Consider the following 10534-nt stretch of genomic DNA (forward strand, 5'->3'; position numbering starts at 1 on the left):
AGGAGGGTCCGGAGGGCCAGAAGAAGCTTCAGCAGTATATGCGTTACGGCACGGTCATCCTCGGCCTGATCCAGGCCTACGGGCAGACCTACGGCCTCCGTACCGCCCTGATTTACCCGAACTTCTGGTCGATCACCCTGATCGCCTTCACCCTCACCGCCGGCACTGCTTTCCTGATGTGGCTCGGTGAGATGATCACCGAGAACGGCATCGGCAACGGGATCTCGCTGATCATCTTCGCCGGCATCGTCTCCCGTCTGCCGGTCGGCGTGGGCAACATGATCAAGTACCTGGGCGCCGCCCGGATCAACATCCTTAACGTCATCATCCTGGCCGTCGTCGGCCTGGCGGTCATCGCCTTCGTCGTCTGGATCACCGAGGGTCAGCGGCGGATCCCCGTGCAGTATGCCAAGCGGGTGGTCGGCCGGAAGATGTACGGTGGTCAGACGACCCACATCCCGATGCGGGTCAACCAGGCCGGCGTCATCCCGATCATCTTCGCCATCTCGATCCTGATGACCCCGGCGACCATCGCCCAGTTCATCAACACCCCGTTCATGCAACGGGTGTCGAGCGCCCTCTCCGGCGGCAAGTCCCTGACCTATTGGTTCATCTACGGCATCCTGATCGTCTTCTTCACCTACTTCTACACGGCGGTCACCTTCAACCCGATCGAAGTGGCCAACAACATGAAGAAGTACGGTGGCTTCATCCCGGGCCTGCGGCCGGGCCGGCCGACCGCCGACTACCTGGCCCGCGTCTTGACCAGGATTACCCTGGTCGGCTCACTCTTCTTGGCCCTCATCGCCGTGGTCATCCCCTTCGGCGTTCAGCTGGCGACGAACATCCCTAACATCTGGCTCGGCGGCACGAGCCTCCTGATCGTGGTCAGCGTGGCCTTGGAGACGATGAAGCAGCTCGAGGCGCACCTCCTGATGCGCCACTACCACGGCTTCCTGAAGTAAGCCCAGGCTAGAGAGGTCATGAGTGGATGCGGCTGATGCTGCTCGGCCCACCGGGGGTGGGCAAGGGGACCCAGGCGAAGCTCTTGGCGACCGAGTACAAGGTCCCCCACATTTCCACCGGCGACATCCTTCGCCAGGAGGTCCGCGACGGGACCGAACTCGGCCGAAAGGCCAAGGAGTACATGGAACGGGGAGCCCTCGTCCCGGACGAGTTGATCCTGGCGATGTTCGAAGGCCGTCTGGAGAAGGACGACACGAGGGCCGGCTTCATCGCCGACGGTTTCCCGCGGACCATCCCGCAGGCCGAGGCCTTCGACCAGATGCTCGCCCGCCGCGGCCAGCGCCTGGAGGCGGTGGTGACCATCGAGGCCCCCCTCGAGGAACTGGTCCGCCGCTCAGCCGGCCGCCGGGTCTGCCGCTCCTGCGGGGCCCCTTACAACGTCTACTACCAGCCGTCCAAGGTCGAAGGGGTCTGTGAGGTCTGCGGCGGCGAGCTCTACCAGCGTGACGACGATCGCGAGGCGACCGTCCGCCGGCGCCAGGAGGTCTACCGCGCCGAGACGGCCCCGCTCATCGCCCACTATGAGCAGCAGGGACTGGTCCGCCGGGTCGACGGCAGTCAACCGGTGGAGGAGGTCCTGGCTTCGATCAAGCGGATCCTGGCCACTCGATGATCATCATCAAGTCCCCAGAAGAACTCGCGATCATGCGCGAGGCCGGGCGGATCGTCGCCCGGACCCGGCGAATCCTCTCCGAGGCCGTCAAGCCCGGGGTGACCACCGGCGAACTGGACACCTTGGCCGAGGACGTGATTCGGAAGGCCGGGGCCACCCCGACTTTCAAGGGGTATCACGGCTTCCCCGCGAGCATCTGCGCATCGGTGGACGCTGAAGTCGTTCACGGCTTCCCAGGCCCGCGGCGGCTGATCGAAGGAGAGATCATCTCGATCGACCTCGGCGCGACCTACCGCGGTTACGTGGGGGACGCGGCGATCACCCTGCCGGTCGGGGAGATCCTCCCGGAGGTCGCCGCCCTGCTTGAGGCGACCAAGGGAGGCCTGGCCGCCGGCATCGCCCAGGCCACCGGAGGCAACCACTTGTCGGACATCTCCCACGCCGTTCAGGCGTACGTGGAGAGTCGGGGTTTCTCGGTGGTCCGCGACTTCGTCGGACACGGCATCGGCCAGAACATGCACGAAGACCCGCAGGTGCCGAACTTCGGACCTCCGGGCCGCGGCCCCCTCCTCAAAGAGGGGATGACCCTGGCCCTTGAACCCATGGTCAACCTGGGCACCCATGCCGTCTACATCGAGCCGAACGGCTGGACCGTGCGGACCCTTGACGGCAAGCCCTCGGCCCATTTCGAGGAGACGGTGGCGATCACGGCCGACGGGCCGGTCATCCTGACGGCCGAATGATTCCTTCCTTTATCTGGCATAATAGGAACTATGTGACCGGCTCCGGGCACGGTGCGCCCGTCCGGCGTGAGTCCGGCCGACTGGGGAGGGATGCGGCTTGAACGGCTCGCACTCGAACGGACTGGAATCCGGGCGGATCGTCAGTTCCAAGGCTGGACGGGATCGCGGACGCAAGTTCGTCATCCTGGAGGTCCTGGACGAGCGGACGGTCGTGGTGGCCGATGGAGACCTGAGGAAGGTCGATAACCCCAAGCGCAAGAACGTCCGTCATCTGCTGATCCATCAGGGAGTCGTCGCCCCGGTCAGGGAGAAACTCCTGGCGGGCGGGGCGCCCACCGACGAGGAGATCCGCCGGGCCCTCGAGACCGAATTCAAGGAGCCCGAGGACGGCCCGCCGCCCGGAAAACCGACGACGGACGAGGATTAGATTATCAGAGCTCTTGACTCTCAGGGAGGGGCACACCTGGCCTATGGGTAAAGAGGATGTCATCGAGGTCGAAGGGACGGTCGTCGAAACGCTGCCCAACGCCATGTTCCGGGTCGAACTCCAGAATGGGTACAAGGTGTTGGCGCACATCTCGGGCAAGATCAGGATGAACTTCATTCGAATCCTGCCGGGCGACCGGGTCCTGGTGGAGTTGTCCCCCTACGATCTCACCCGTGGGCGGATCACGGTCCGATACAAGTAGGCTCACGGGGATTTTGGCCGGCACCGGCGCTCGCCGGGCCAGGCCCAATGCCCCGTCCTTCTAGGAGGGAGAAGCGTGAAAGTCAGGCCTTCGGTCAAGAAGATTTGCGAGAAGTGCAAGATCATCCGGCGGAAGGGTCAAGTCCGGGTGATTTGCGAGAATCCCAAGCACAAGCAACGTCAGGGTTAGGGGGTGCAGTCCTAGATGGCCAGAATTTCCGGCGTAGACCTGCCGCGCGACAAGCGAGTCGAGGTCGCTCTCAACTACCTGTATGGGATCGGACCGACGCTGTCCAAGAAGATCCTCGCGGAGACTGGGATCAACCCCGATACCCGCGTCCGGAATCTTACCGAGGAAGAAGTCTCCCGACTCCGTGAGTACATCGATAAGCACTACAAGGTCGAGGGCGACCTGCGCACCGAGGTCAGCCAGAACATCAAGCGGCTGATCGAAATCGGCTCGTACCGTGGGCTCAGGCATCGCCGCAGCCTGCCCACCCGGGGCCAGCGGACCCAGACCAACGCCCGGACCCGCAAGGGACCGCGGAAGACGGTCGGCATCAAGCGGAAGGCGGCCACCACTAAGCCGTAAGGAAGGGCAAAGGAGGAAGGACTAGTTGGCCCGGAGAGCTGCTAGACCCAAGAAGAAAGACCGCAAACTGGTTGAGCGCGGTGTGGCCCACATCAAGTCAACCTTCAATAACACCGTCGTCACCATCACCGACCCGGTCGGGAACGTCATCTCCTGGGCGACGTCGGGTGGCATGGGCTTCAAGGGTTCCAAGAAGAGCACGCCTTTCGCGGCTCAGATGGCCGCCGAGGCCTGCGCCCGCGAGGCCATGGAGCACGGCATGCGCGAGGTCGAGGTCTTCGTCAAGGGGCCCGGGGCGGGCCGCGAGGCGGCCATCCGTTCACTGCAGGCCGCCGGCCTTGACGTCAGCCTGATCAAGGACGTCACCCCGATCCCGCACAACGGGTGCCGGCCTCCGAAGCGCAGAAGAGTGTAGGGGGGATATTTTCTAATGGCGCGATACACCGGGCCGGTCTGCCGGCTCTGCCGCCGTGAAGGGACGAAGCTGTACCTGAAGGGCGAGCGCTGCTACTCCAACAAGTGTCTGATCGACCGTCACCCCTACCCGCCGGGTGAACACGGTGACGCCAGGCCCCGCAAGACCAGCGAGTACCAGGGCCAGCTTCGCGAGAAGCAGAAGGCCCGCCGCATCTACGGCGTGATGGAGCGGCAGTTCCGCCGGTACTATGCCCGGGCGGCCAAGGTCAAGGGGGTCACCGGTCAGTACCTGCTCCAACTGCTCGAGCGGCGGCTGGACAATGTCGTCTACCGGCTCGGCCTGGCCGTCTCCCGCCCGGAGGCGCGGACCCTGGTCCGGCACAACCACTTCACGGTCAACGGGAAGCGGGTCAACATCCCGTCCTATCAGATCAAGGAAGGCGATGTCGTGGCCGTAGCCGAGGGCTCGAAGAGCTCGATCAAGTTCAAGAACCTGGCCGAGGGTCTGAAGCAGCGAAGCGCCCCGGCCTGGCTCGAGCTTGAAGCGGAGAACCTGCGCGGCCGCGTCCTGCGGCTGCCCCTGCGCGAAGAGATCGACGTCCCCGTCCAAGAGCGCATGATCATCGAGCTCTACTCGAGATAAAAAGCCCCCGAAAAGAGGGAGGGTACCCGATGCTTGAGATCGAGAAGCCGAAGATCGAATGCGTCGAGCTGGACGAGCGCGGCACTTACGGCCGCTTCGTCGTTGAGCCTCTCGAGCGGGGATATGGCACGACCCTGGGAAACTCCCTGAGGCGGGTCCTCCTGTCATCGCTCCCCGGCGCGGCCGTCACTTCGGTCAAGATCGAGGGCGTGTTGCATGAGTTCTCGACCATCCCCGGGGTCCTCGAGGATGTCACCGATATCATCCTTGCCTTGAAGCAACTTCGCTTGAAGATGCACACCGACGAGGCGCGGCTCCTGCGGCTCGAGGTGGAAGGGGAGGGCACGGTCACGGCCAGCCACATCCTGGCCCCGGCCGAGATCGATGTCCTCAACCCCGAGCTTCACCTGGCGACGCTGGATCGCGGCGGCCGATTGGTGGCCGAGATGACCGTCGAGCGCGGCCGCGGTTACGTGTCGGCCGACCGCAACAAGAAGCCCGACCAGCCCATCGGGGTCATCCCGATGGACTCCATCTTCACCCCCATCTACAAGGTCAACTACACCGTCGAGGCCACCCGCGTCGGTCAGATCACCAACTACGACAAGCTGACCTTGGAAGTTTGGACCGATGGCAGTGTGCGTCCGGACGAGGGGGTCAGCCTCGGCGCCCGGATCCTCTCCGAGCACCTGGGCCTCTTCGTCGGCCTGACCGAGGACCAGAGCCGCGGCGAGATCATGGTCGAGAAGGCCGAGGACGACCGGCAGAAGGTCCTCGACATGCTCATCGAGGAGCTCGACCTGTCGGTGCGCTCGTACAACTGCTTGAAGCGGGCCGGCATCAATACGGTCGGGGAACTGACCGGGAAGACCGAGAACGAAATGATTAAAGTACGTAACCTGGGCAAGAAGTCACTCGAGGAGGTCAAGCAAAAGCTGGCCAGCCTCGGACTGTCTCTGGCTCAGGCCGAGGAATAGGGGAGGGCTCGCAATGTCCAAACACGCCAAACTCGGGCGGATTTCGAGCCACCGCATGGCCATGTTCCGCAACATCGTCACGGCCCTTCTCGAACATGAGAAGATCGAGACCACCGAGGCCCGTGCGGGCGAGTTGAAGTCCTTCGCCGAGAAGATGATCACCCTCGCCAAGCGGGGGGACCTCCACGCCAAGCGTCAAGTCCTGGCCTTTGTCACCGACGAGGACGTGGCCAAGAAGCTCTTTGATACCATCGCCCCGCGCTATCAGGACCGCGCGGGAGGTTACACGCGCACCTACAAGCTCGACCAAAGGCGCGGCGACGCCGCCCCGATGGTCCGCATCGAGCTCGTTTAGGTGCGGCAGACGTAAGATGTCCTGCCGGGCGGGGGGATGACCCTTGGCCGCCCTGATCACAATCGAAGGCTTGGGACACCTGTACAACCAGGGGCAGCCGAACGAAGTGGCTGCCCTGGTCGACGTTAATCTGACCATTGAGGCGGGGCGGTTCGTGGCCGTGGTCGGACCCAATGGCTCGGGCAAGTCAACCCTGGCCAAGCACCTCGACGCCCTTCTCCTGCCAACGAGCGGTCGAGTCACCGTGGGTGGGATCGACACCCACGATCAGGACCGCCTATGGGAGATCCGCCGCCTCTGCGGGATGGTCTTCCAGAACCCGGATAACCAGATCGTCGCCACCACCGTCGAAGAGGACGTCGCCTTCGGCCCCGAGAACCTGGGGGTCCCGTCGGCCGAGATCGGCCGGCGGATCGACGAGGCCCTCCGCTGGGTGGGCATGCAGGATCTCCGGGACCGGGCGCCCCACCTCCTTTCGGGGGGGCAGAAGCAACGGGTGGCCATCGCCGGCGTCCTCGCCATGCGCCCGCGGTGCCTGGTCCTCGACGAAGCCACGGCGATGCTCGACCCGGCCGGCCGGGAAGAGGTCATGGCCGTGGTCAGACGGCTCAACCGGGAGGATGGCCTGACCGTCCTCCATATCACGCACTTCATGGATGAGGCGGCCGAGGCCGACCAAGTCGTGGTCATGGACCGGGGACGGATCCAGTTTTCCGGCCCGCCACACGAGGTCTTCAGCCGTGCCGGCGAGCTCCGAAAGATCGGTCTCGATGTCCCGGCCATGACCGAACTCGGGGAAAGGCTCCGCAAGGCCGGTTTCAACCTGCCCGCGGGGATCGTCTCGGTCGACGAAATGGTGGGACTCTTATGCCGGTGAAGCTGTCCGGGGTCTCCCACACCTACCTCGAGAAGACTCCTTTCGAGACCAAGGCCCTCATCGACGTCGACCTGGAAGTGGCCGACGGAGAGTTCCTGGGGATCATCGGACCGACCGGCTCCGGCAAGTCGACCCTGATTCAGATTATCGACGGCCTGATCAAGCCGACCTCCGGCCAAGTCGTCGTCGATGGCCTCGACCTTTTGATCAAGGCCAACCTCAGGGCCGTTCGCCGACGGGTCGGGCTGATCTTCCAATACCCCGAGCATCAGCTGTTCGAGGAGAGCGTCCTGGCCGACGTCTCCTTCGGGCCGAAGAACCTCGGGCTGTCCGAGGAGGAGGTGGCCGGCCGGGCCAGGGAGGCCCTGCGCCTCGTCGGCCTGGACCCTGAGAAGACGGGGCCTCGTTCGCCCTTCGCCCTGAGCGGCGGCCAGATGCGACGGGTGGCCATCGCCGGCGTCCTGGCCATGCGGCCGAGCCTGCTCATCCTGGATGAGCCGGCCGCCGGGTTGGACCCGCGGGGGCGCGGGGAGATCCTCGGTTACGTCCACAAGCTTCACGCCGAACGGGGGCAGACGGTCATCCTGGTGTCCCACCACATGGAGGATGTCGCCCGGCTGGCCGACCGGGTCGTGGTCATGAACCACGGCCGGGTGGTCATGGACGCCCCGACGGCCAAGGTCTTCGGGGCCGGAGACGAGCTGAGCCGCCTCGGCCTCAGGGTACCTCCGGTGGTCGAGCTGATGCAGAAGCTCAAGGAGCGCGGTTGGTCACTCGAGGTCGACGCGCTGACCGTCGAGGAAGCGGCCGCCAGGATCATCAAGGCGGCGCCCGCGGGCCCCTCCGGGGGGGTGCGGGGATGAACCGCCTGGCCATCGGTCAGTATCTCCCCGGCGACTCGCTGGTCCATCGCCTCGACCCACGAACCAAGATCGCCATCACCAGCGTCTACGTGATCGTCCTCTTCTTCATCAACAACCCCTGGGGTTACGCCCTGGCCGTGGCCTTCGCCCTGGCCGGCGTGCTCCTGTCGAGGGTGCCCCTGCGGTACCTCATCGACGGGATCCGGCCGATCCTCATCCTGATCCTCCTGACCCTCGTCCTGAACGTCTTCATGACCCCCGGACAGCCCATCTGGAAGTTCGGTCCGCTCACGGCGACCAGGGAAGGGCTGCAGTCCGGGGTAACCCTCGCCCTCCGGCTCATCCTCCTCATCGCCGTCACCTCCCTGCTGACCCTGACCACCTCCCCGGTGGCCCTGACGGACGGCCTGGAGCGGCTGATGAAACCCCTGGGGCGGCTCGGGTTGCCGGCCCATGAACTGGCCATGATGATGACCATCGCCCTGCGCTTCATCCCGACCCTCTTGGAAGAGGCGGAAAAGATTATGAAGGCCCAGATGGCCAGGGGCGCCGATTTCGAAAGCGGCAACCTGGTGAAACGGGCCAGGGCCCTCATTCCGCTGCTGGTGCCCCTGTTCATCAGCTCCTTCCGGCGGGCCGACGAACTGGCCATGGCCATGGAAGCCCGCGGCTATCACGGCGGGGCCGGGCGGACCCGCTACCGGCAGCTTCGGGCGAGGCCGGCCGACTACCTCGCCGGGGCGGTCACCCTGCTCTTCGCGGGTGGGTTGATCTACCTGAGATTCCGGGGGTGAGTGCGGTGGCCGGTACCCGTAAGGTCCAACCGGACGAAGACCGGACCGTCCGGCTGATGGTGGCCTACGACGGTACCCGCTATCACGGCTTTCAACGGCAGCGGAGCGGCCTTACCACCATCCAGAGCGAGCTGGAACGGGCGATCGCCGAGGTCACCGGGGAGAAGACGGCGGTGGCCGGGGCCGGTCGGACCGATGCCGGCGTTCATGCCCTCGGCCAAGTGGTCAGCTTCCGGACGCGGTCCCGGATCCCCGACGACCGGTGGCCAGCAGCCCTGGGGGCCCACCTGCCGGCCGACATCACCGTGGTCTCGTCGGAGGAGGCTCCCTCCACCTTCCACGCCCGCTTTTCGGCCAGGAGCAAGACCTATCGGTACATGGTCCTGGCCGGGTCGACCGACTCGCCGATGCTGGCGCCGTTCTGCGCCCGCGTCCGCGACCGGCTGGATGTGCCGGCCATCGCCCGCGGGGCCGAGACCCTGGTCGGGAGGCACGACTTCACGTCCTTCTGGGCGGCCGGCAGCCCGCGGTCGAGTCCCGTCCGGACGGTGCTGCGCCTGACGGTGGAAGCCGTCGTGCCCCGCCTCTTCCTCCCGCCAAGCGCCGCTGAAACTGGTTCCGAGCTGGTCATTTTCACGGTCGAGGCGGACGGGTTCCTCTACAAGATGGTCCGCAACTTCATCGGTACCCTGCTCGAGGTGGGGGCCGGGCGACTCGGCCCGGAGGACGTCGGCCGGATCCTCGAGGCCAGGGATCGGTCGATGGCCGCGCCCACCGCTCCTCCACAGGGTCTATGCCTCGTAGAGGTGCGCTATTCTTGACACTCCGGGAGCCCTAGTATACAATTATCCTGTTTGAAGGAGGGTATAGCATGGACACTACCACCTACATGGCCAAGCCAAAGGACGTCGAGCGCAAGTGGCTCATCATCGACGCCGAGGGCAAGACTCTGGGCCGGCTGGCCAGCGAGGCGGCGCGCCTTCTGCGTGGCAAGCACAAGCCGATCTTTACGCCCTTCATTGACACGGGCGATCACGTCATCATCGTCAACGCGGGCAAGGCCGTTCTCACCGGGAAGAAGCTCAAGACCAAGCTTTACTCGCGGTACACCGGGTACCCCGGCGGCCTTCGCCAGATGACCTACGAGAAGTTCATGGCCACGAGGCCCGACCGGGCCGTGGAGAAGGCCATCAAAGGCATGCTTCCGCACAATCGCCTCGGCCGGGCAATGGCCAAGAAACTCAAAGTTTATGCCGGGCCGAGCCATCCGCATGCCGCTCAGAAGCCCGAGAAGTACGAGCTGTAGGAGGTTTTATGATGGCTGAGGCCATGATGCAAGGCACGGGACGCCGCAAGAACGCCATCGCCCGGGTCCGTCTGACCCCCGGCGAGGGCTTGGTGACCATCAACAAGAAGCCCCTTGAAGTCTACTTCCCGATCAGGGTCATCCAGGCGGCGGTGGTCCAGCCCCTGGAGTTGACCGGCTCCAAGGACAAGGTCGACCTCAACATCACGGTCGTTGGCGGCGGCACCACCGGGCAGGCCGGCGCGGTCAAGCACGGCATCGCCCGCGCCCTGGCCAGGTTCGACCCGACCTTCCGGGCCCCCTTGAAGAAGGCCGGCTTCCTCACCCGCGACCCGCGGATGAAGGAACGCCGCAAGTACGGCTTGAAGAAGGCCCGCAAGGCGCCCCAGTTCTCGAAGCGTTAACGACCCTCCCCCGCCAAGGGATGCCCCAAGACAATCGGAATGGAAAAGCCGGCGCCTCTGTGCGCCGGCTTTCTTGCGTCTCACTCTGGGTCACGGCGAGTTCGCAAGGCCAAGGCATACCCCCTCCTCCCCCCTAATATCCCTTGGTAACGGGGGGCGATCGGAGTGCTCTTTCTCAAGGCCCGGGTCCTGCGTCTGGCATCGGTGGTCCTGATCGTCGCCGTACCGGTGGCCGC

At 65.1% G+C, this 10534-nt stretch carries 17 protein-coding genes; all 17 read left to right on the forward strand.

Features of this window, described 5'->3' with window-relative positions; translation table 11 throughout:
• Positions 1-965, forward strand: a 965-nt coding sequence (gene secY / locus VGL40_08985; protein HEY3315389.1) for a preprotein translocase subunit SecY, incomplete at its 5' end; no start/stop codon positions are given.
• Between the two features lie 26 nt (positions 966-991).
• Positions 992-1639, forward strand: a complete 648-nt coding sequence (locus tag VGL40_08990) for an adenylate kinase (GenBank protein ID HEY3315390.1) — start codon at positions 992-994, stop codon at positions 1637-1639.
• On the forward strand, positions 1636-2382 hold the full coding sequence (map, locus tag VGL40_08995; GenBank protein HEY3315391.1) for a type I methionyl aminopeptidase: 747 nt from the start codon (positions 1636-1638) through the stop codon (positions 2380-2382). The genes VGL40_08990 and map overlap by 4 nt, the downstream gene beginning before the upstream one ends.
• A gap of 97 nt (positions 2383-2479) precedes the next feature.
• Positions 2480-2809, forward strand: coding sequence for a KOW domain-containing RNA-binding protein (locus VGL40_09000; protein HEY3315392.1), 330 nt, complete (start codon positions 2480-2482; stop codon positions 2807-2809).
• Between the two features lie 43 nt (positions 2810-2852).
• Positions 2853-3071 carry a translation initiation factor IF-1 gene (infA, locus tag VGL40_09005; protein ID HEY3315393.1) on the forward strand — a complete coding sequence of 73 codons (219 nt, stop codon included), beginning with the start codon at positions 2853-2855 and terminating at the stop codon, positions 3069-3071.
• A gap of 75 nt (positions 3072-3146) precedes the next feature.
• Positions 3147-3260 (forward strand): 50S ribosomal protein L36, encoded by a 114-nt coding sequence (gene rpmJ, locus VGL40_09010; protein ID HEY3315394.1) that lies wholly within the window; start codon positions 3147-3149, stop codon positions 3258-3260.
• A 15-nt stretch (positions 3261-3275) separates the two neighbouring features.
• On the forward strand, positions 3276-3662 hold the full coding sequence (gene rpsM / locus VGL40_09015) for a 30S ribosomal protein S13 (protein ID HEY3315395.1): 387 nt from the start codon (positions 3276-3278) through the stop codon (positions 3660-3662).
• Positions 3663-3687: 25 nt separating this feature from the next.
• Complete coding sequence (rpsK, locus tag VGL40_09020) at positions 3688-4077, forward strand: 30S ribosomal protein S11 (protein HEY3315396.1); 390 nt, start codon at positions 3688-3690, stop codon at positions 4075-4077.
• A 15-nt stretch (positions 4078-4092) separates the two neighbouring features.
• Positions 4093-4722 carry a 30S ribosomal protein S4 gene (gene rpsD / locus VGL40_09025; protein HEY3315397.1) on the forward strand — a complete coding sequence of 210 codons (630 nt, stop codon included), beginning with the start codon at positions 4093-4095 and terminating at the stop codon, positions 4720-4722.
• Between the two features lie 29 nt (positions 4723-4751).
• The gene (locus VGL40_09030) at positions 4752-5699 is read left to right on the forward strand and encodes a DNA-directed RNA polymerase subunit alpha (GenBank protein ID HEY3315398.1); all 948 of its coding nucleotides are present in this window, start codon (positions 4752-4754) and stop codon (positions 5697-5699) included.
• A gap of 13 nt (positions 5700-5712) precedes the next feature.
• Positions 5713-6054: a 50S ribosomal protein L17 gene (gene rplQ / locus VGL40_09035; GenBank protein ID HEY3315399.1), complete on the forward strand. Its 342-nt coding sequence runs from the start codon at positions 5713-5715 to the stop codon at positions 6052-6054.
• A 52-nt stretch (positions 6055-6106) separates the two neighbouring features.
• Positions 6107-6931, forward strand: a complete 825-nt coding sequence (locus tag VGL40_09040) for an energy-coupling factor transporter ATPase (protein HEY3315400.1) — start codon at positions 6107-6109, stop codon at positions 6929-6931.
• Complete coding sequence (locus tag VGL40_09045; GenBank protein ID HEY3315401.1) at positions 6922-7794, forward strand: energy-coupling factor transporter ATPase; 873 nt, start codon at positions 6922-6924, stop codon at positions 7792-7794. Before VGL40_09040 ends, VGL40_09045 begins: the two co-directional genes overlap by 10 nt.
• Positions 7791-8588: an energy-coupling factor transporter transmembrane protein EcfT gene (locus VGL40_09050; protein ID HEY3315402.1), complete on the forward strand. Its 798-nt coding sequence runs from the start codon at positions 7791-7793 to the stop codon at positions 8586-8588. Before VGL40_09045 ends, VGL40_09050 begins: the two co-directional genes overlap by 4 nt.
• A 5-nt stretch (positions 8589-8593) precedes the next feature.
• Positions 8594-9409, forward strand: a complete 816-nt coding sequence (gene truA / locus VGL40_09055; protein HEY3315403.1) for a tRNA pseudouridine(38-40) synthase TruA — start codon at positions 8594-8596, stop codon at positions 9407-9409.
• A gap of 50 nt (positions 9410-9459) precedes the next feature.
• A complete protein-coding gene (gene rplM / locus VGL40_09060) occupies positions 9460-9894 on the forward strand; it encodes a 50S ribosomal protein L13 (protein HEY3315404.1) in 435 nt (144 codons plus the stop codon).
• Between the two features lie 11 nt (positions 9895-9905).
• Positions 9906-10298, forward strand: a complete 393-nt coding sequence (gene rpsI / locus VGL40_09065; protein HEY3315405.1) for a 30S ribosomal protein S9 — start codon at positions 9906-9908, stop codon at positions 10296-10298.
• Positions 10299-10534: the final 236 nt, after the last annotated feature.

The sequence above is a fragment of the Bacillota bacterium genome, from assembly GCA_036504675.1.
Classification (GTDB): Bacteria; Bacillota; Sulfobacillia; order JAJYWN01; family JAJZPE01; genus DASXUT01.